15 protein-coding genes are annotated in these 21,711 nt (G+C 53.7%); 6 read left to right on the top strand and 9 right to left on the bottom strand.

Going from position 1 to position 21,711, the window contains the following annotated elements:
* Window positions 1–1,655: DUF1549 domain-containing protein (locus R3C20_22135; protein MEZ6043206.1), on the bottom strand; the 1,655-nt coding region annotated here is incomplete at its 3' end.
* Between the two features lie 446 nt (window positions 1,656–2,101).
* Between R3C20_22135 and prfB the strand changes: the two genes are divergently transcribed.
* From prfB to R3C20_22105, 6 genes are all read left to right on the top strand, one after another.
* Window positions 2,102–3,227, top strand: a protein-coding gene (gene prfB / locus R3C20_22130) for a peptide chain release factor 2 (GenBank protein ID MEZ6043205.1) whose coding sequence is annotated in 2 segments (ribosomal slippage) — window positions 2,102–2,170 and window positions 2,172–3,227 — 1,125 coding nt in all. Because the reading frame shifts where the segments join, the coding sequence is not laid out codon by codon here.
* A gap of 353 nt (window positions 3,228–3,580) precedes the next feature.
* A complete protein-coding gene (dnaG, locus tag R3C20_22125) occupies window positions 3,581–5,605 on the top strand; it encodes a DNA primase (protein ID MEZ6043204.1) in 2,025 nt (674 codons plus the stop codon).
* A gap of 20 nt (window positions 5,606–5,625) precedes the next feature.
* Window positions 5,626–7,263, top strand: a complete 1,638-nt coding sequence (gene rpoD / locus R3C20_22120) for an RNA polymerase sigma factor RpoD (protein MEZ6043203.1) — start codon at window positions 5,626–5,628, stop codon at window positions 7,261–7,263.
* 526 nt (window positions 7,264–7,789) lie between these two features.
* Window positions 7,790–8,947: a trypsin-like peptidase domain-containing protein gene (locus R3C20_22115; GenBank protein MEZ6043202.1), complete on the top strand. Its 1,158-nt coding sequence runs from the start codon at window positions 7,790–7,792 to the stop codon at window positions 8,945–8,947.
* Between the two features lie 407 nt (window positions 8,948–9,354).
* Complete coding sequence (locus tag R3C20_22110) at window positions 9,355–10,971, top strand: AAA family ATPase (GenBank protein ID MEZ6043201.1); 1,617 nt, start codon at window positions 9,355–9,357, stop codon at window positions 10,969–10,971.
* Window positions 10,972–11,318: 347 nt separating this feature from the next.
* The gene (locus R3C20_22105; protein MEZ6043200.1) at window positions 11,319–14,264 is read left to right on the top strand and encodes a protoglobin domain-containing protein; all 2,946 of its coding nucleotides are present in this window, start codon (window positions 11,319–11,321) and stop codon (window positions 14,262–14,264) included.
* 423 nt (window positions 14,265–14,687) lie between these two features.
* On the opposite strand, the gene R3C20_22100 is transcribed toward R3C20_22105, so the two are convergent.
* From R3C20_22100 to R3C20_22065, 8 genes are all read right to left on the bottom strand, one after another.
* Window positions 14,688–16,046, bottom strand: coding sequence for a TIGR04283 family arsenosugar biosynthesis glycosyltransferase (locus R3C20_22100; GenBank protein MEZ6043199.1), 1,359 nt, complete (start codon window positions 16,044–16,046; stop codon window positions 14,688–14,690).
* Window positions 16,047–16,109: 63 nt separating this feature from the next.
* Complete coding sequence (locus R3C20_22095) at window positions 16,110–16,739, bottom strand: hypothetical protein (protein ID MEZ6043198.1); 630 nt, start codon at window positions 16,737–16,739, stop codon at window positions 16,110–16,112.
* Between the two features lie 216 nt (window positions 16,740–16,955).
* Complete coding sequence (gene dnaB / locus R3C20_22090) at window positions 16,956–18,377, bottom strand: replicative DNA helicase (GenBank protein ID MEZ6043197.1); 1,422 nt, start codon at window positions 18,375–18,377, stop codon at window positions 16,956–16,958.
* Between the two features lie 99 nt (window positions 18,378–18,476).
* Complete coding sequence (gene rplI / locus R3C20_22085) at window positions 18,477–18,965, bottom strand: 50S ribosomal protein L9 (protein ID MEZ6043196.1); 489 nt, start codon at window positions 18,963–18,965, stop codon at window positions 18,477–18,479.
* 64 nt (window positions 18,966–19,029) lie between these two features.
* On the bottom strand, window positions 19,030–19,533 hold the full coding sequence (gene ssb / locus R3C20_22080) for a single-stranded DNA-binding protein (GenBank protein MEZ6043195.1): 504 nt from the start codon (window positions 19,531–19,533) through the stop codon (window positions 19,030–19,032).
* 85 nt (window positions 19,534–19,618) lie between these two features.
* Window positions 19,619–20,044, bottom strand: a complete 426-nt coding sequence (rpsF, locus tag R3C20_22075) for a 30S ribosomal protein S6 (GenBank protein ID MEZ6043194.1) — start codon at window positions 20,042–20,044, stop codon at window positions 19,619–19,621.
* Between the two features lie 75 nt (window positions 20,045–20,119).
* Window positions 20,120–20,692 (bottom strand): aminoacyl-tRNA hydrolase, encoded by a 573-nt coding sequence (gene pth / locus R3C20_22070; GenBank protein ID MEZ6043193.1) that lies wholly within the window; start codon window positions 20,690–20,692, stop codon window positions 20,120–20,122.
* 29 nt (window positions 20,693–20,721) lie between these two features.
* Window positions 20,722–21,276 (bottom strand): 50S ribosomal protein L25, encoded by a 555-nt coding sequence (locus tag R3C20_22065; protein ID MEZ6043192.1) that lies wholly within the window; start codon window positions 21,274–21,276, stop codon window positions 20,722–20,724.
* Window positions 21,277–21,711 lie beyond the last annotated feature (435 nt).

Genomic DNA, 21,711 nt, shown 5'->3' with positions numbered 1-21,711 from the left:
ACTTCTGAATTACGGGGTTCCCGGCCGAGGCACCTTAAATACATTTCAGAGATCAAAGAATCGTTGTCCGTGAATCGAGTGAGCAACTGCGAAACCGTATCCTGATCCCGGTTGGCAGCGATGATTCGCTGGACCTCGGGAGAATTCATCATGAACAGCGCTTCGGGAATGCTGCCCGTCAGTTCTGATCGAGAAACAGAAGGATCAAATCCAAAGACCCGGGAAAAAGATTCTCGCCCCGGATCAGCCTGTCCATTGCGATACATCATGCCCGGGCGAACATCAGCGGATCGAATGGGCAGCGAGGAAACGTTCAGGGTCTGGCAGAGAGCAGAATACAACTGATCGGCCCGCAGTCGGGTGGGTTCACAGTGCTGGAAACCGTCGCCATCAGAGTTGGGCGATCTTTGATACACGGCGGTTCGAGTGATCGCTCGAATCAACCACTTCAGATCGTAGTTATTGTGGATGAAGCCTTCACAAAGAGATTCCAGTGCGGCTTCATGCCGAACCTCTCGCCCGGGGCCGATGTCGTCGACCGGCGTGTAAAACGCTGTACCCGTGAGCTCATACCACATCCGGTTGACAATGGCTTTGGCGAACCAGGGATTCGATTTTGATGTGATTAGCCGAGCGACAGCGGTGCGTCTTTCTTCGTCCGTCATGTCGGTACGAACGCGCTGTCCCGTGACAAAGAACCTGGGATCGATACGAGTGCCTTCGGATGCCGGATCAGACAGGTCCGGCATGAAGTGCTCAGTCTTTCCCTGGCCGGGCCGATTTTCCGGCGGCCGGGCATTGGCGATTTCATCAATCGTGATTCGCCCGTCGCCGTTCTTATCGATGTTCTCTCGCGCCTGTGGCTGAGCAAAAATGCGAGCGATGGGTGTTTCTTTCGCTTCACTTTCGGAGATTGCTCCATCCCGATTGCGGTCTAATCGTGTCAGGAAGAATCGAGACAGAGCGGGGTTCGTTCGGGTGTTGTTGTTTACTGAGGCAATTTCATAGTCGAACATATTGTCCGAGCCGCGTTCACGCCGGACGCTGATTCTGGGGAAGAACGCAACCAGTTCGTGAAACTGTTCGCGTTTCCACTGATCCCATGGGTGATCATGGCAATTCGCGCACTGGATCTGAATCCCGGTAAAAAGACGAGATGCTTCAGCCGCAATTTCTTCCGGGACACCTTCGTGAGCGAATATCAGTGCAGATGCACCATTGTCGTTGACCGGGCCTGTGGCGGTCAGCAATTCCGTTACGATCTGATCCCATCCAGCGCCCTCGCTGAGCTGGTCGTTCATCCATTGGGCGAATGCCGGTCGAACCAGACCTGCTCGAACATTTGTGGCTCGAGAAAAGATTGTGTCACGCCAGTATCGCGTCCAGTTGGCAGAATACTCGTTCGATTTCAGAAGTCGCTCAACAAGCCGATCCCGTTTGTCCGGATCCGGATCAAATCCAAATGCTGTAATTTCTGCTGGTGTTGCGGGTCGCCCCACGACATCCAAATAGACGCGCCGCAGAAACGTGTAGTCATCCGCAGGATCAGCCGAAGATTCAGGCAGCCCGATGTGGGCGTCAGTTCGATTTGCGACGGCAGCGACAGAAAACCGATCCTCGTCCGTTGATTGGATCGCCGCCCGTCTCTCTGCCATGGGGGCCCCATCTACAGCGTGCATTCGGGTGGCCGAAACTACGCAGACAGGAAATGCGATTGTGAAACAAATGCACCAATAACGCAGTGAGAGACGAACGGGACGCGGATTCGAGTTCATGAGATTCAGCCTCGCCCAACTGGACTCAGAATTACGGAGCAGAGTTGGCTTGAACACTTTTGCGGGGATCCGGTTTCGGTCAAATACAGGATTTGTAGAGGTATCAGGGCGATTTGAATCGCGCAGCCCCGGAAAAGCCGGCAATTGGCTGGTGAACAGCCCCCGTATTCGGGCTGGCCATCGCCAATTCAGGCAAAGCCTCTCATTCCGTCCCGGAACGAATTGCAGGGGCAGACGCCCTTTGGTGAAATTCTGAACCAGTGACTGTAATCCCCCGGGGGGATGAGTCCTTCTGTAGAAACTCTGCATTTAGAAGATGTGCCGACATGGATCCGGAATTGCGAGACAAGAGCGAAGAGTTACTAAAGCGAATCGTTCACCTGCGAGACTGTCTTTGACCTGGCAGGCAAAAAAGCTCGCGTCGAAGAAATCAACGATCGAATGTCCGCAAGCGACTTCTGGAATGACCAGCAGGCAGCTCAGCTGGTCATGGATGAAATGCGCCGGTTGAAGGCAACCGTAGGTCCCCTGGAAGGAATTGTGAGCAGTGGCGAAGACGTCACAGTATTGATGGAATTCGCGGAAGATGACGATTCCGGTGATTCCGAACGAGAACTGGAAGAGGCCGTCGGAAAGCTTGAGGCCGATATCGACAAAGTCGAATTACAGGCCACCCTGGCAAGCCCGGAGGATGCATGCTCTGCCTACGTCACGGTTCAGGCCGGAGAAGGCGGCACCGACTCCGCAGACTGGGCGCAGATGCTGCTTCGAATGTACGCAAGATGGGGTGAACGGAACGATTTCAAGGTCGAAGAAATCGACATCTCTCACGGCGAAGAGGCTGGAATCAGAAATGCCACCATCCTGATTTCGGGCGACTACGTCTACGGTTATCTGCGCGGAGAAACCGGAAACCATCGTCTGATTCGAATTAGTCCCTTCGACTCAGCTGGTCGTCGCCATACAGCATTCGCTGCCGTCGATGTAACCCCGGAACTGGACGACAACATCGAAATTGAGATTAACTGGGACAAAGATGTGCGAGAAGATACCTATCGCTCATCTGGCGCTGGTGGACAGCACGTCAACAAGACCGATTCGGCGGTTCGCCTGACGCATATACCTACAGGTATTGTTGCGGCTTGTCAAAACGAACGCAGTCAGCACAAGAACAGGGCGACCGCTCGCAAAATGCTGCAGGCAAAGCTGTACCAACAGGAAATCGACAAGCGGGACGCGGATATCGCCGCGAAGCGGGGTCAGAAATCAAAGATCGGGTTTGGCGGCCAAACCATCCGGAATTACGTACTCCATCCGGATCAATACGTCAAAGATGCCCGAACCGGGACCAAAGTCGGCAATCCTCAACCTGTCCTGGACGGCGATCTGGACAAGTTCCTGGAAGCGTACCTGCGGTGGACTTTGTCGGAGCAAACGGCCGATCAGGAATAAGAAGCCTCCTCGGATACCACAGCTTATTCGGCGCGTTCTGTATTTCAAAGCTGGTCGGTCAGCGTGTCTGTTCCGGTTGAGAAAGAGGGGCGACTGGGGCACCCTGGCAAGTATGACGGGTTGATCCAGCTTGTGCCTGACCTGAGTTTGCACCAGTGGGTTTTGCCTCCCACATTGGGTTGATCTTCTTGACCGAAGCTGTTAGGCGGCTAGAATTGACCGACGCCGAACCAGTCGTTCAGGATGCACCTCTGTGGCGTTACAAGTTGAGCAAACGTCATTTGTCAGCGGTTGAGTGTTTTGGCTTGAGGCGCGGCCTCGCCATGTACTTCTGCTGTTTTGAATAAAGAATAGTGCATCGCCCCGAATCGCCGTCTCTATCGGCTGTTCGCGATGTGGATTGGGAGTCGTCTGTGTCGCTGGGTATGGGTGACGAATTCAAGGAACTCGTACGGTCCAGCACCAGTCTTGTTGATTTGGTGTCAGAAACTGTTGCATTGAAGCCTTTGCGCGGTGGCTCTGACTATGTTGGTTTGTGCCCTTTTCATGAGGACAAGAATCCTTCTCTGCACGTCTACCCGGATCGTCAGTCGTATCGGTGCTGGGTGTGTGACGCAGGCGGAGATTGTTTTCGATGGGTGATGGAAATGGAGAAAGTTCCATTTCCGGAGGCAATCGAAGGCCTGGCTCGCCGAGCGAACCTGGAGATTCCAAAACAAAACAGCCCGCATTATTCGGCAGAGTCGGAGCAGAGGAAGAATGATAGTTATGCAATTCTGGAGTGGGCTGCGTCGCTCATGCAGCATTCCCTGATCCGGGGGAACGAGGCCGCCAACGCCAGAGATTACGTGTCGAAGAGGAATCTCAACGCAGAGACCGTGCGGAATTTTCGGATCGGGTATCACCCCGAGGAGTGGAATTGGTTTCTCGAGAAAGCGAGAGGACGTTTTACCCCTCAGCAACTGGTTTCTGCCGGACTTGTTCAGGAAAGGTCAAACGGGCAAGGACACTTTGACAATCTGGTGGGTCGTTTAGTGTTTCCGATTCTTGACGAGAGAGGTCGAATCGTTGCGTTCGGAGGACGCTTGCTGCCCGGCGGCAACATCGAGAGTGATGCGAAATATTGGAACAGTCGGGAAAGCGGTATCTTTCACAAAAGCAGAATGCTTTATGCGTTTGATCGGGCTCGGCAGGAAATCAGGAAGTGCAGAATCGCAGTTGTTGTGGAAGGTTATATGGACGTGATTGCCTGTCATCAGGCCGGAGTCACCAATGTGGTGGCGACGCTTGGCACAGCACTCACCGAAGAACATGTGCGTTTTTTGCGGCGTTCTGCAGACCGGGTCGTATTGACGTACGACGGAGATGATCCCGGACAGAAAGCCGCTGAACGCTCGATCACTCGGTTCCTTGGACAGGATCTGGACCTCCGAATACTGACATTGGCAGAAGGAAAGGATCCGGCAGATTATCTTGAAAACAATACGGCCGACGATCTTCGGCAACTGATTCAAAGTGCCCCCGAGGCATGGGAATACAAGTTGCAGATGATTTCCGGCAGGTACGGGAACGAGACCATCAATGCACGGCAGCAGATTCTGAACGAAATGCTGGAACTGCTGGTGGCTTCGACCAGTATCAGGGGAACAGTTCGGGAGGACCTGATTCTCAGAACGGTTTGCCAGAGAGTACAGGTCGATGAACGCGTGGCCCGCAGGCAACTGCTGGACATGCGTTCGCGACAACAGGGTGAATCTCAACGAAAGATCCAGAGGGACCAACTTCGAAGAGATCAGGAGAGTCAGGGCACGACGCCAACGAAAGAAACCGACGCGTTTCAGGACGATCCAGTCAACCAGATTTCCGTGCCGGCGATTCGCCTTGCGGAACAAGAACTGCTGGAGATCATCCTCACGTGCCCGGAATTCATAGATGTTATTCGACACTTGATTGGGCCGGATGACTTCGAAGATGCTCGACACCGGCGTCTGCTGGAGTTGTGTATTGATCTGAGAAAAGAAGAAGGAGACCTTCCCGAAATCAGTCGGCTGGTCGTGGCCGCGGACTCAGATTCAGCGTTGCTGAGCCTGATGAATGCAGTCATGGATTCTGCCGAGCAGAAGGATATTCTGAATCTGATGAAGGAGGTTCCGGAAGGAGCGGAACCTGGTGAAGACCAGGGGATACCAATGCATCTGCAGCGTGTTCTGCAGCCGCTGCTCTTCAGACGCGAGAAACAAAGAACTCTTCTGTCGAAACAACAATTGGCTCAAAGCGACAACGCATCGAGCGAACTTAATAACGACCAGAAGGATGCTCTCCGTCAGATGTACAGCTTTCGTCTGAATCAAATGGGTCAACGTATCAATCTGAAGTGAATACTCAGGAGCAACTGCTCATGCATCGTCTGGATGAGGGACTTCGTAAGCTGATCGAAATCGGGCTTAAGCAGGGACATTTGACCTTTTATCAGGTCAATTCCTTCCTGCCCGATGAAGCAGACGATCCCCGACAACTCGATAACCTGATCATGTGTCTGGAAGAAATGGATCTTCAACTGGTTCCCGATCCGGTTGTTGAAGAGCCTGAGGATCCGGCGACCGCGAAGAAACGCCGTCCGGAGATTCGACTCGAAGACAGCGGCCGCGGCACCGAAGACCCGATCCGTATGTACTTGTCGCAGATGGGTGAAATTCCGCTGCTGACCCGCGAAGAAGAGATCTTTCTGGCGAAGCAGATCGAAGTCACCCGAAGACGCTTCCGACGCGCGCTGCTGGGTACAGAGTTCGCGCTGAACTTCTGCCATGAAACCCTGACTCGCGTTCATAAAAGCGAACTTCCGTTTGATCGCACGATTAAAGTGTCGATGACGGAAAGCCTGGAGAAGGAGCAAATCCTTGGCCGAATGCCATTCAATCTGGCAACGATTGAGTCAATTCGAGTCAGAGATGCAGCGGATTACGCCGTCATCTTCAATCCGGAAACTCCTGAAGATCGCCGACAGGAAGTCGTTCAGCAGGTTGAACAACGTCGACGACGCACCATCACACTGCTGGAGGAACTCAGCCTGAGAACCCAGCGCCTTCAGCCCTGCATGAAGCGACTGGAGCAGATTTCTCTCCGCATGACCGAGCTTCAGGATCACATCGAAAACCTGAAGAATCTGTCATCCGCCGAAGACGAAACCCGCAGTATGCAGAAGGAACTGGATGACCTGATTGAGATGACCAAAGAATCCCCCGATTCACTGGCCGTCAAAATGGAGAACATCCTTCAGCGTCACGCTGAATACGAAAAGGCGATGCGCGACTTGTCGGGGGGGAACCTGCGACTGGTGGTATCCATCGCCAAGAAATATCGCAACCGAGGCCTCACCTTTCTGGATCTCATTCAGGAAGGCAATACCGGCCTGATGCGTGCGGTTGATAAGTACGAGTATCGCCGCGGGTATAAATTCTCTACCTATGCGACGTGGTGGATTCGCCAGGCAATCACACGGGCCATTGCCGATCAGGCACGGACAATCCGAATCCCCGTGCACATGATCGAAACCATGACGCGGTTGCGAGCGGCGGCACGCGACCTGCTTCAGGAGCTTGGACGCGAACCGACCGTTGATGAAATGGCCGAAGTTGCGGGTGTGCCGATTGAAGAAGCTCGACGAGTCATGCGGATTTCTCGTCAGCCAATCAGCCTCGACAAGCCGATCGGCGACAGCGATGACAACAGCTTCGGGGAATTCCTTGAAGACCGTGGCAATGACAGCCCGGTCAGCAATGCTGCATCGGAAATGCTGAAGGATAAGATCGACAGCGTTCTGAAGACACTGACCTATCGCGAAAGAGAAATCATCAAGCTGCGTTACGGTCTTGGTGACGGATACACCTACACACTGGAAGAAGTGGGGCGAATCTTCAAAGTCACTCGCGAACGCGTCCGCCAAATTGAAGCGAAAGCTGTCCGAAAGCTTCAACATCCTGTGCGCAGCAGACAACTACAGGGCTTTCTGGAAGGTTTGGCGGCTGTTGGTGGCTAACCGTCCGTTGAAAATCCAGGACAGGCACGCAGGACGACTGGAAACCGTCGTGTTTTAAAGTCTCCGACTCGAGCCAGACGGCTCGCCGTAGACATACTCCATGCCAGAACAAAGGGCGGAGCAGCCAGGCTGCTCCGCCCTTTCTATTGCCATGCGCTGCATTCTCTTCGCAGCACTGAAAGCCGTCATATTGCGTCATCACTGTTGCTTTTGAGCAGAGTTTGACGGTCGCTCGGCAGGCAGACTGACTTCAGGCTGAGTTCGGCAGTTTCTACCGAAAACGATTTGCTTTTGCCCAATCAGCCGTTCGATACGAGGACTGTGGTGTGCAGATAAATGAGCGAGCTCATTTTACCTGTTCAGCACAATCGTTTTGGCCGTTTCGCAGGAGGCGAAGAGCCAACTCTCACCATACTTCCCGTCTGAAGCCTGCTTCAAACGCTTCGTGTGCGTGCAGAGCATGAATTTCTCACAGCGGACGGACCCGCGCCACAGGATGTGACACTTTCCATCGGAGAGTCCGTTGATGGCGCGACGATATTTTTCAATTCTGCAATGCGTGACAATTCTGTCCGTCGGTCTGGCGATCGGTGGGCATCTCAGCCACCTGCGCATTACCTCAACTGCGAATGCCAAACCGGAACTGGATCGCGAGAACTACATCCCCCCCTCGGCTGAATCTCTGCTTCAGAGCGGCCAGCATATTGCACGCGTTTCCCGACAGGTGATGCCCGCCGCTGTCCATATTCAGGCGATTCGTACCGACAATGGTCGGAAAGTTGAAGAGACGGGATCCGGCGTGCTGATGCGAAGCACTCAAGCTCGGGGACTGTACGTCATCACCAACAATCACGTCGTCCGGGGCGCAGATTCCCCTCAAATCAATGTCACTCTTGCGACGGGTGAAATTGTCAACCCAACCCGAGTCTTTCGGGATGGCGAGAGCGACCTCGCGGTGCTTCAGGTGGCCGACAAAGGCCAGCCAACAGGCCGATGGGGAGACAGCAATCAACTGGAGATTGGTCATTTCGTTCTGGCTGTTGGAAGCCCCTTCGGTTTAAGCCAGTCTGTGACGATGGGGATTGTCAGTGCAAAGGGCCGCCGAGACCTCTCATTGACCGAAGATCGCACAGTCATCAATCAGGACTTCATCCAGACGGACGCCGCTATCAACCCGGGCAACAGTGGTGGTCCATTGATCGATATGCACGGGATGGTGGTGGGCATCAATACAGCCATCGCATCTAACAGTGGCGGCAATGAGGGGATTGGCTTTAGCATCCCCAGCAATCTTGCACACAGAGTCTTCGAGCAGCTTGTCACACACGGCAAGGTACGTCGAGCCTACCTGGGTGTCGAGCTGGACAGCGACTTCACCGACGAAGCCGCCAGACGACTGGGGCTGCCCAGAGCGACCGGTGCGAGAATCACAAGGGTGTATAGCCAATCAACACCAGCGGCTCTCGCCGGCCTGAAAGCGGATGACGTCATCCTCACCTTTAACGGGGTGGTGGTTCAGGATGAGAATCACTTGATCAACCTTGTCAGCCTTGCGGATGTTGGTACCGCAGCACGGATGGAAGTGCACCGGGGTCGACGCCAGCAGATTGTCAGCGTGCAGCTCACGGACAGAGACGACTACCGAACGGCATCCGAGCCGGTCGAACCTTTCCGGACACGTTAATCGCTGACAGGTGCCCTCATTTCGCAGCCGGTTGAAAAACGGGACTGGCTTGAGCAGGAGACCTCAAGACACGACGGTTCCCGTTCGTCCTGCGTGTCTGTCCCGGTTTTTGAACGGACTGGTTGACCGCAGACCTGCAGATTTCAAACAAACCAAAACGTCATCGAACTGAATGAGCGATCGAGCGGTGCCCGGCTTCAACTGAGGCAGATCGGTCAGTGGAAATCCGTCAGGAGCGATGGAACGCTTGCGTCGGAGGACTTTGCACGCGACATTCCGCTTCACCGGAGAGCTCCCCATGTGCAGACGAGATTGTCGGGCGACCGCCACTCGATCGGGAAGTCTCGGCCCGTTTCAAAACGACTGGCGGTCGTTCGACGCGCGTTCCTCAGGCAAAGTCTCGCCGTATGAAAGACTGGATTCGGAATCTGGTAACCTCGCCGCCGGAGATCGTCCGGCAGCCGGCGATGGATGAAGACCTGATGCTGGAGCTCCGCCAGAGTCTGAAGGAAATCGAGACCCTTTATTCGGCCGGTGCGATGCTCTGCGGCCGACTCTGCCCGAACCGACTTCCCAATGGACTGGAATTCTTCCGAGACACGATGGCGGATCTTCATCGTGGATTGCTGATCAAGATCTTCGTAGAGATCGCGTTCTGCGACCGACGCTGGCATCGAGCTGAACGTGAAGCGGGGCTGGTGCTTCTGAAACATGTCTGGGGCGATCGTGTCGACGAGCAAAATCTCGACCGAGCGCTCGAGAACTCCATCAACCTCGCGAAATCGCTGCGATGGAAGGCACTTCTTGAAGTCTTCGTGCAGATGCCGCCACTGGCAGAACAGATTCCACAACTGGACTGTCTGGCAATTCGTATCGCAAACATTATCGCTAAAGCCGACGGTCGTATCGTGCCGTCAGAGGGGGAGGCCCTGAATCGAATTGTTGACTCCATGGAATCTGTGTTTGCGTTGCGGATGCGTCACAGTCCGTCCGCACGGTCAGAAACCGCGGTCGCCGATCCCTGGATGCAGGTGGCTACGGAGCCCGGCAAAAGTGTTCGTCCTGCCGGGGAGACAAGCCTCGCAAGAAAGAAAATGGGCCCAAAGAAATCCAGCGAGACAACTGGGAAAAAAATGAAGTCCGATGGAAATCAGTCCCGGGCTTCCAATCAGAAGAGGAACCCGGGAGCTGGCGGTCAAAGCGAGTCCGAACACACTGCAATCGGCGAAGCGATGGCGGAACTGGATCAGATGATTGGTCTGGCAAACGTGAAGTCGGAAGTGCGAGGACTCATCAATTTTCTGCGGGTTCAACAACAGCGTGAACGACATCAATTGCCGGGAACGCCGATTACCCTTCACACGGTATTTGTGGGTAACCCTGGCACGGGCAAGACAACGGTGGCACGAATTCTCAGCCGCGCGCTTGGAGCCATGGGTATCGTACAGCAGGGGCATATTGTTGAAACCGATCGCTCTGGTATGGTGGCCGGATATGCGGGGCAGACAAGCATCAAAGCCAATGCGTGTATTGATGAAGCGATCGGTGGCATACTGTTTATTGATGAAGCTTATAGCCTTGTCGCCGAACAGGGAGACGACCCGTTTGGTGAGGAAGCAACGCAGGTTCTGCTAAAACGAATGGAAGATGAACGCGATCAGCTTGTCGTTGTTCTTGCCGGATATCCCGCTCGGATGCAACAGCTGCTGAAATCGAATCCGGGCCTATCCTCTCGATTTCAGAGAACAATTCTGTTTCCGGATTATTCCGCCGAGGAATTGCTGCACATATTTCACCAGTTGTGTCGGCAACATCACTATGTCGTTACTCCGGATGCCGACAAGAAGTTGTCGAAGGGTTTTCATGCGATGTGCAGTACCCGAGATGACCAATTTGGTAACGCTCGAACAGTTCGCAATTTGTTTGAACGGACAATTCGCAGTCTTGCCAATCGAGTCATTCTGATCACACCCATTACACGGCAATTGCTGATCACAATCGAATCGGACGATATTCAGTTATGACCAGGGCGCGAGGAAGAAGCCATTCGCTGTGCGCCAGGCGTTCTTCGAAGACTGCTTTTCGGGGTGCAGAACACACTCGACGGTGAAGCTCAGATTTTTCTCGCGGGTGTGGACTGGCGATTCCACCTGCTTACTGACCGCACGGCTTGCCAGTGTGACTTCTGGCGCGTGGCTTCTAGAATGTGTGACTGAAACGGACGATGAAGATCCTGTCACACAGAGTAGTTGCCTCCTGAACGTCAGGAGGCAATTTTCATGGCAGAGCATTGTTGCTGAATCACGATTTGACATGTGCTGATATTGGCCGCCGTCGTATTTACACTGCCTGGGCCAGGAGAAAGACACGAATGAATCCGGAAAATCTGGCTGCATCCTTCCATATCAATCACGCAGATCTTCAGCAGCGGCTTCAGGCGATTGGCATCAATGAGACGGATCGATCTCAGTTGGCTGAGCTCTGGCCGAGCGTCGAACCGCATCTGGATTCATTTTTGAACAGTCTGTACGACCGATTTGCGGCAACGCCTTCGATTGCACCACTATTCGTTCAGGAGAATCGCCGTGAACGACTGCGTCAGGCCCAGTACAACTATCTGAAACAGCTGTTCTGCGCGAGAATCGATTCTGATTATGTAAACAGCCGTCTGAAAATTGGCTGGGTCCACTATCGCCTTCAAGTAACGCCTCAGTGGTACATCGCCGCCGCGTGCCACTTTCTCACAGCGCTCCTTCCCACCTTGCTGACGTATAGGTGCGATTCGATCCATGGAATTCGCTGCATCGAGGTTCTGTCCAGATGTTTGCTGTTTGACGTCAGCCTGGCATTGCAGTCCTACGGCTATCACGAAGACCTTTCGGTGCCTTCCAGTCAGGCTCGCCGTGGCGAATCGGGGAACAGAGTCGGTAACAAAGCAGGTGTTACTTCCGCTCCTTCTGCAGAAAATCTTCGCGCACCGCGACCAACGATGTCACGACTGCAGTTAAGCGAGATGGAGACAAAATCTCGCATGGACTTCATCGGACTTGATGATCGCGATGTGCGGAAATTGCAGGAAACAGCCAGTATTGTGGATCGGGCTACACCTTCGATTCTGCAGGATTTTTACCAACACTTCGCGTCGTCGAAGGACTTACGAATGCTGGTCCCGCCAGAACGGGTGACTGCGCTGAAACAACAGGTAAAGACCTACTGGCAGGAATTGATGCAGGCGAGATTCGATCGGCCGTATGCGGCGTCTCGAATGCGCATCGGAGTGATTCATGAAGAAATTGGACTTGAACCACAGCACTATCTGACCGGGCTGGCTCGTCAGCTGGCCGGATTCCTGCGTGCACTGGCTACAGAAGCAGATGATCCGCTGGCAGCATGCACCGCATTTGTAAGAGGCGTTTTCTTCGATGTGACTTTTGTGATTGATTCGTACATGGAAGCGCGAGCCGCCACATTGATGCATGCGGAGGGGCTGGCCGGTCGAGTGATGAAGGGGTTGCAGTCGGCGGTGGCCGTTGTCGATACCGATCAGCGAATTCTTTACGCCAACGAAAAAATGGTGACGCTCACCGGAGTCGAACCTGCGCTGCTGAGAATGATGCGTCTCACCGATGCGTTACCCTTTCCAATGATCATTGAGTTATTCGAGGAGCATAGCCGGAGCGGACAGGGAAGCACCTCACGACTGATGCCGTGGTCCACAGGGATGTACCAGATCACACTGACCGGCGAATCCGATCAGACGCGATCAACCAGAAATGAATCGATTCTGGTGATGGACGATGTTTCCCGACTGTTGCGCATCAGTTCGGACGTAAATCATGATTCTGAACAGTACCGGAATCTGATTGAAACCGTACCAGCCGTACTTTGGCAAATGGATCCTGGTACCGGGTCGTTGCTGCTGATATCGACATCTGCCACGACATTGACAGGACTCCGGTCGACGTCGTTTCTTGGCAGCCTCAGCCATTGGCGCGGGTTAATTGTGGAAGCCGACCGGCCTCGGTTTGATCGCTGTATGGAAGTACTGACCTATCAAAGAGCGGCCACGTGCCAGTATCGACTGCAGCATCAAAGCGGTCGGGAAATCTGGGTCCAGACGTCGCTTTCCACCACGGTCGATTCCTTGACAGACAAGGACGTGATATCGGCGATTACAATTGACATTTCACGCCAGAAATCCGCCGAACAATTACGACTGCAGGCTGTCAGCCAGATGGCGGCAGGCATCGCCCATCGACTCAATAATGCACTGACCGTCGTCGACTGCAACATCGAACTGCACCTGTCAGAATCGAGTGACACTCCAAAATCGCCGCTTCTGGACAGCGCTCTGCGAGCTTCCTCACGTGCTGCAACGCTGGCCCGGCAACTACAGGCATTTTCCGGGGGACAAATTCTTCAACCTCGCCTCGTTTCCCTGAATCAGCTGCTTCATGAAGACGTAAGACGCATTGAAGAAACCGTCGGACCTCATATTGCTGTGAAGATGGTTCCAGCCCCCGCCCTGTGGATGTGCAACGTCGATGTCGATCGGCTTCGTACCGTCATCGGCAACCTGTGCACGAACGCACAGCAGGCGATGATCCGTGGCGGGGATCTGGTCATTGAGACTCGCAACCTTACTGCGGGCGCAACAGACTTTGATGACCCTGCATTTGGTCGGGACTGGATTGAACTCCGCCTGACCGACAGCGGTTCCGGTATGACGGATGAAATCCGCCAGCGAGCGATTGAACCGTTCTTCTCCGAAAAGCCCCTTCCGGAACGGAATGGTCTGGGGCTCAGCATTGCTCATGGATTCATGTCACAAAGCGGTGGTCACCTGCTGATTCAAAGCAAACCGAATCAGGGGACAAAAGTCATTCTCAGATTTCCTCGACCGTCAGTAACCCTGCTGACAGACCTGGATTCTGAAACCGCGGACAGTGGATTGTCAATTCTCGTCGTCGACGACGAGCCAGCGGTGCTGGATTCGACCGCTGCCATTCTTCGGCGTGATGGCCATCGGATTCAGATTGCCGAAAATGCGGCCGACGCGCTGCAGATCGCGGAATCAACCGATATCGATATTCTGCTTTCGGATATCAGTCTCGGCGATGGAGCTGATGGCTTCTTCCTGGCGGACGAGTTCACAACTCGCTTTCCCGGAGTGTCAGTGATTCTGATGAGCGGATGGGCCGCTTCTCAGGCGCATCCGCCCCGCAGCAACTGGGCATTCCTCAGCAAGCCTTTCACTCGAAGCCAGTTGGCCGCAGCTGTAGACAAGGCCAGCCAGCGGTCGCCTCGCCATCCGTAACAATTCCGCAATGAACCCCAAATGGGCCGGAAACGAAATCACGGTGGCTCAGTTGAGAGACTGCTGCGGCATGAATGCATTCGGAATAGCTGTTTGGGCAGCGCTCTGTAAGTCTACGATGAGCTGCAAACTGGGCACATCATTCCCCGGGCTGTCGATTCGAAAACCACCGTACGCGTTTATTTCGCATGTTCCACTGGACGAATCGGCATGGCCAGAGTGCAGTGTCTCAAAGAGACCGCGATTGAATCATCGCCTCCTCTGCGGATTGGTCACAAAGGGTCCAAACAGGAGACCGTGCACGCCAATCAAACGCGCTCCGATGTCGACCTGAACGGTATATCGGCCATGAAAGATGGAATTCGTCCGTTCGGTATTTCTGGCAGTCTGTTGAAAAACGGGACCGGCTCGAGCAGGAGACAGTTATCGCCGATACCTGTCTGCCAGAAATTCCGGGGATGCTCCCAGGCGAAAGGCAAGAGCTGTCAACTGATTTCGAATGGTGGTTCGGACAACACCTTTTTTCTGCCAGCGGCGTGCTGATGTTCTGACAGATCCACTAGCCAAAGCGAATCGGCCACAACGACGTATTCGCTGACTGAACTCGAAGTCTTCCATCAGCGGCCAGTTCTGAAACCCGCCGACATCGAAGAAGTCGCCAGACCGAATGAAAAACGCCTGATCTCCATATGGCATTTGTCGCCATCGCGATCGAAGATTGGCCCCCGCTTCGATAATCCGATAGATCCAGCCCTCGGCATCAATTCGCAGGCGGAATGCTCCCGCCCTGATGAATCGCTGAGACTGCCGATCGGCAGGATTGACTGACGGAACTTCAGCAAGCAACTGCTCGATCTGGCTTCGGTAGTCTGGCGGAAGAAGCGTGTCAGCATGCAGAAACAGCAACCATTCTCCGGTACTGATACAGGCCCCGGAATTGAGTTGAGGCCCACGTCCACTGTTGCACGAAACCACGCGTGCGCCAAAACTTTCAGCAATTGAGATCGTTTTATCGCAGCTCCCTCCGTCAGCCACAATTACTTCAAGTGAACTGTCGTCAGGCAAAGACGAGAATTGTTTCAGGGTGCGAGGCAGGCATGATTCTTCGTTAAGCGTTGGAATAATTACCGACAGCCGGTCCTGAATACACGGCGGGAATACGTCGCTCGCATCGACGAACAGTCTCCGACAACTCACCAGGTCTTCTGCAAAATCAACATCTGAAAGTGCAGGCAATCTGGCCGAAATCAGTCCGGCCGATTCTGCGCTTCGGATCGATTGAGACAGCACGCCTGCAGTACCCCAATGGATGTCGTTGAAAATCACTTCATGGACGCGACGACATCCCAGCAGGTAATATCCGCCGTCCCTGGCGGGCCCCCAAACCAGATCTGCATCCATGAGGCGATCAAAAGCGAGTTCAATGAATGACGTATTCAGGCTGGGACAATCCGTTCCAATGACCACGACACGAGTGGCCCCCGATTGAATCGCCTGGATGATCGCCCTATGCATTCGATGGCCGAGGTCGCCTTCGGATTGCTTCTCGTACCGGAAATGGCTCCCGAATCGCTCACGCATCTGCTCGGCTGTTCCGCCTGTATAACAAACACATGCGTCGACGCTTCTGCTTCGACGAAATTCATCCACAGTGTTCAGGGTGTGCCGAACCATGCGTTCATGAAGTGCTGCAGCGCGCATGGCACCTATGGCGGGGATCAACCGCGTCTTGGCCAAACCCGGCACCGGATAGCGCGACATCACGATGATGCAGTCGGACATAATACAAATCCGCGCGGCAGGCTATTTGCAGGGATGGTGAGCGTCCCTGAAGGACAGCAGCAATCAGACGACGATTTCCGCCTGCAGAAACTTCCAGGGCTCGGATTTCCAGACTGCCTGCATCTTCTGAATGGTCTTCCATCGGATGGCGTGGTTCGGACTTTCCAGCTCCGGCGATTCTTCCGGCAGTGTCTCCAGTAGTTCTTTCCGAATCACCATTGCCCGAACTTTTCGAGTTCGAACTTCACCGTCACATTCATTTGTCAGGCAGATCAGGTATGTCACTGACGTGTGATTGAGTCCGGCTTCGCGCCGAAAAAGCCCATCAGCAAACTGCTCTGAGAGTTCATTGAGGACCGAATTCAGATAGAACCAGCAGTCATCCCGAGGGATGGGAATAATCGGGTTCTCTTTGGTTGTTGCCTGAGCTGTGGATATCAGTCGATCAACCGCCACGCGATTAAGAAAGATTTCAGAGCATAGTTTTTCACTGACAGTCCGGATCCTGAGTTTACCATCCACAATCGAATTCAATGAGATATTGAGTCGGTTAAAGAATTCCCGCTTTCGCCATTCGCGGTCTGCTCGCCAGCGCGCCACCATCCATCCCACAATGGTGAATGCGGCGGCGGAAACAAACTTCACCCAGTGATCGGTGATAAGATCGTTTATTGCATCAATGATTGCCTGCATTGACATTGGTCCTAACCAGACATCCGGTGGAGTTTACGATGTTCATTCGGAATGGATTGGTATATCAATGGCTGGTGCTGACACAAGTGCGAAGAGTGTCAATCCTCACCCACAGATCAACATGTCATTCTGCTCAGGTCAACAGCTCAGTTTAAGGTGGATTCAGGGCAGTTCTGTACCTCTGAAATCAATTGAAACATCACTGAAAACGATGATTCAGATATCAATATCGATGTCGGCGACTGGGCTGTAGTTTTCAAATCGCATGTACTCTTTTCGCCAGGTCAATCGGACGATACCTGTGGGACCGCTTCTGTGTTTGGCGACAACAATTTCAGCTTCCCCGGGACGATCTTCCGGATCATAAGCATCAGGCCGGTGCAGAAACATCACCATGTCGGCGTCCTGCTCGATGGAACCACTCTCGCGGAGGTCCGCCAGACGTGGTCGTTTGTCTTCGCGCAGCTCAACACCACGATTCAGCTGGGCCAGTGCAATCACGGGAACTCTCAGCTCCTTCGCAAGAAACTTCAGGCGACGTGAAATCTGAGCAATCTGCTGTTCACGCGGAATGCCTTTTTCATCCGGTTCAATCAGCTGAAGGTAGTCGATGATGATCACGCCAAGGGGGCTCTTGCGATGCAGACGCCGGGAAATGGCGGCCACCTGCGTCATCGTTCTCCCGGGTTTGTCGTCAATAAACAACGGCATGCGGGATAATTCATCAGATGCCTGGTAGAGCAGATCACGTTGTTCGTCAGTCAGATTGCCCGACCGCAAATCGTGACCATTGATTCGAGCGGTGATCGCAAGAAACCTTTCGGCAAGCTCCAGATTAGACTGTTCAAGACTGAACAGCAGGACGCCCTTTCCTGAACGCCTCGCCACAGCTTCTGCAACATTACAAACCAACGCCGTTTTCCCCATGGAAGGACGAGCCGCCAGAATGATTAACTCGGTTGGCTGAAGCCCGGTGGTCTGTTGGTCGAGGTCAGCGAACCCGGTGGTAATACCGGTCACGTCGCCTTCTGTCTTCATCCGTTCATCCAGGCGATTGAACGTTTCGATCAGAATATCACTGATGGCGATATTACCAGTATTCGTTTGCTGCTCCATAATGCTGAAAATCCGCTTCTCAGCGGACTGAAGAAGCTCTTCGACATCTTCAGTGAGCGCATAGCTGTCCGCCAGGATTTCCGTACAGTTGTAAATGAGCGTTCGCAACATCCACTTTTCACGCACGATTTTCGCGTAATAACGGACGTGGGCAGCGTGGGGTACGGCTTCCAGAATCTCAGCCAGGTACGCAGTGCCACCGATCTCTTCAAGATGACCGTGCCGCTGGAGCTCTTCCGCCAGTGTCACACCATCGATACCACGAACGCCTTCCTCGTACATTCGGATGATTGCGGCAAAGATCTTTTGATGAGCGTCCACATAGAAGTGTTCTGCGCGAAGCGCTTCACCGATTTCGTCAATCGCTTCATTGATGAGCAATATACTACCGAGCACACCACGTTCGGCATCCAGATTCTGAGGCGGTAATCGAACAGGATCGATCGCTGCATCGTCTTCGCTCCGAGATCGGTCAAAGCGTTTTCTGCGGCCTCGGGAAGAGGAATCGAAGCGTTCAGCCATTGCACGAATCCGAGAAAAAATCCTCAGCCGGTTTGCACCAGCTGAGGATCAGAGTCTTTTGGGGAGTGACAGACAAAGTCCGTTCACCAGAGTGATTGTTTATGCACTGGTTGCTGATGGAACGACCCAGACTTTGACTTCGGCTTGTACCTTCTCGTGAAACTTCAGCTTCACTGTGTACATACCCAGTTCCTTGATTGGTCCTTCGAGGCGAACATGTTCTGCCTCAACAGGGTGGCCTGCAGCCTTCAGAGCTTCACTGATATCCTTGGCAACAACAGAACCATAAAGATGGTTGTCTGCGGTTGCATTAGCTTCAATCGTTGCACTGTATTTGCCAACAGCTTCAGCGATCTTGACGAAGCTGCGAATACGATCAGCTTCCAGAGCAGCCAGTTGCTCTTTGTGGCGCTCGACCAAACGCTTATTCTGAGCCGTGGCCACAGTTGCCTTGCCCTGCGGCAGCAGATAGTTACGGGCGTAGCCCGGCTTCACTCGGACAATTTCGCCCCGGTGGCCAAGATTGTTAACGTCGTGAACCAGCAACACTTCGATTGAGCGGGAAGCAGATGAAGACTGACCAACCATTGAATCACCAATTCCTTAAATCTTAAACGAGGCTATGACCTCAGCCTTTTGATTCCAAACAATGCTAGAACGGCACGTCGTCATCCGAACTCGGTACGTCGTCGTAAAACGTTTGATCCGGTGATCGCCCGCCGCTGTGATCTTCGTCTCCGCCTGCTCCAATCGATGAACGATTGCTGGCAGGTCGCCCCTGACCAGCTGACTGGGGAGCTCCGCCAGATCCGCTGTCATTGCGCCCACCAAGCATGTGCATGGACTCACCAACCACCTTCAGCTTCGATCGTTTTTGACCCGTTTCCCGGTCTTCCCACTGATCCAGTTGCAATCGACCCTCGATCAGGACGGGTCGCCCCTTCGAAAGGTACTCTCCTGCAATCTCTGCAGTTCGGCCCCAGAGTGTCACGTCGACAAACGTGGTTTCCTCTTTTCGTTCATTCGAACCTTTATCGGTCCACTGACGACTCACGGCCATCCCCAGCTCAGTTACCGCTGTTCCGCCGGTTGTGTAGCGAACTTCGGGGTCACGAGTCAGGTTTCCGACCAAAATCACCTTGTTGAACGATGCCATCGCAGGACACTCCGCGGTTGATGATCCTCAGACAGAGCCACAACGCCACGTGTACGGGACGGAAACTCTGGACGGAGGTGCAGCATCATTCTGCTGCTTCAGAGCCTTCGTCAGTAGGGGCAGATTCACCTTCTTCGGCCGATTCTTCGCTCGCACCGGAACCAGTGATTGCAGCCACAGTTGCTTCGAACACTTCTTTCGGATGGCGAATAACCATGTGCCGAACGATTGTTTCGTTCAAATGTGCCTGACGGTTGAGGACCGTCATCCCCTGACTTGGCATGGTAAAGCAGACGATGTAATGCAGGCCCTTTTTCATGCCTTCAATTTCATAGGCCAGCTTTCCGTCCTGCCAGGGACGATGAGCCACAACATTGGCCCCCGCACGCTTCAGAACCGCCATGATCTGGGCCACGACGCCTTCTGAATCCATGGCGAACTTGCCACTGTCAACAAGGAACATGCCTTCGTATTGGTTCTCTCGAACCGGTTTTGCTTCTGCAACAGACACCTAACTCACGCTCCTCAACAACAGGTTACAAACCAGGGCAAATTCTATCTGCCACCCCCGCTCGGAAGAACGGGGTCAGCCTTCGTCAGCACGATTGTACTTATTCATCGCTGCCACTACCGATTCACAGACCGCTGTTTCCACAGAATCTGCAGCTCTTTTCAGGGCAACGCCTATCACATCCTGTTCATCAGGGCGAAATCGCCCCAGAACCCATGAACTTGCGTCCATTCTTCCGGGTGGCCGACCAACCCCGATCCGCAACCGGGGAACTTGCTCCGTTGCCAAACGAAGAATGATGTCCGCCAATCCTTTTTGACCACCAGCCGATCCCGCAGCCCGCCATCGGAGCTGCCCCACCGGCAGATTCATATCGTCGCAGATCACAAGAACCTGCTCCGACGGAACCTGAAAAAAGCGGGCAATCTGCTGAACAGATTCTCCGCTTCGATTCATGTATGTCTGAGGGGCTACCAGAAGGACCTTTTGGCCCCCCTGAAAAGACTCCCACATCTCTGACTGATATTTCAGCTGTGATTTCCCAACCTGCCATCGCTGGCACAGATCCGAAATCACATCAAACCCAACGTTGTGCCGAGTACCTGCATACTGCGCCCCGGGATTCCCGAGGCCTACGATTAATTTCATCAGTCTGCACAACCCGACACAAGCGACGATCAAACCTTTCGGGGGTCGTACAATTCAACAAGAACGGCCCCTGCATCACCTGCCAGGGTCGCGTGCTCAGGCAACTGAACATCGCCCGCTTTCACAGAATCGCCAATCCGCAAAGCCCCTGTTCGAACTACGATTGACCGAGGTATCCGGTAATCCGGACAAGTAATTCGGATGGTTTTGGACAACTGGCGAATTGCACCGCCGTCCTTCAAACCAACCGCCTCACCACGCAGCTCAATAGGAACATCCAGAGTCGCCACACCATCAGGATCGACCCGCTTCAGGTCCAGGTGATGAACATGCGTACTGAAGACATCCCACTGCAGCTCCTGCACCACAGCCTTTTCAGTCTGCCCGTCCAGCTCGACATCAACAACAGATGATCGAGTCGCGACAAGCTTTTCAACAAGCTCTGAACAAACAGTCACGGATTCGGGCGATTTACCCATTCCGTAAAGATTTGCAGGCGTACGACCAGCAATTCGCAGGCGCCGGCTTTCTGCTGAACCCAGCTTACCGCGGCGTTCCACTGGAAGTCGAAGATCTTCGGACATCGAGGATATCCCAATTCAAATTCTGTCAAATGTATTCACAAGTCGGGTATACCGACAAAACGCCACCAACAAACGCGTCCTGTAACCAAATGGGTGGATGCAGCGTTGTTTCGGCCATTTCGGCCCGCAAACTGGAATCAGGTCTCCGCCGGAAAGAATTCCAGACATCAAACAGGAAGAATCTCAGCTCCGGCACGCCCGCTTTGCGTACACACCGACCAGAGATTCTCTTCAAGTGATTCCATCAAGCCGTACGATGGTGATCCCAGACACGGCAAAAATCGCGGAAACGCGGGAGAATACCGACGATACTGCCGCCATTCAACACCAGATACCGTTCCCTTATCCGATATTCCGAAAGCCAGAGAACAAGTTCCGGGCCTTTCACAAGGTAAACCGCCTCATAGACCGGCCTGAAGGATGTGCAAACTCCTG

The organism is Planctomycetaceae bacterium, from assembly GCA_041398825.1.
Taxonomy (GTDB): Bacteria; Planctomycetota; Planctomycetia; order Planctomycetales; family Planctomycetaceae; genus F1-80-MAGs062.
This window is presented reverse-complemented; position numbering and strand designations above follow the sequence as displayed.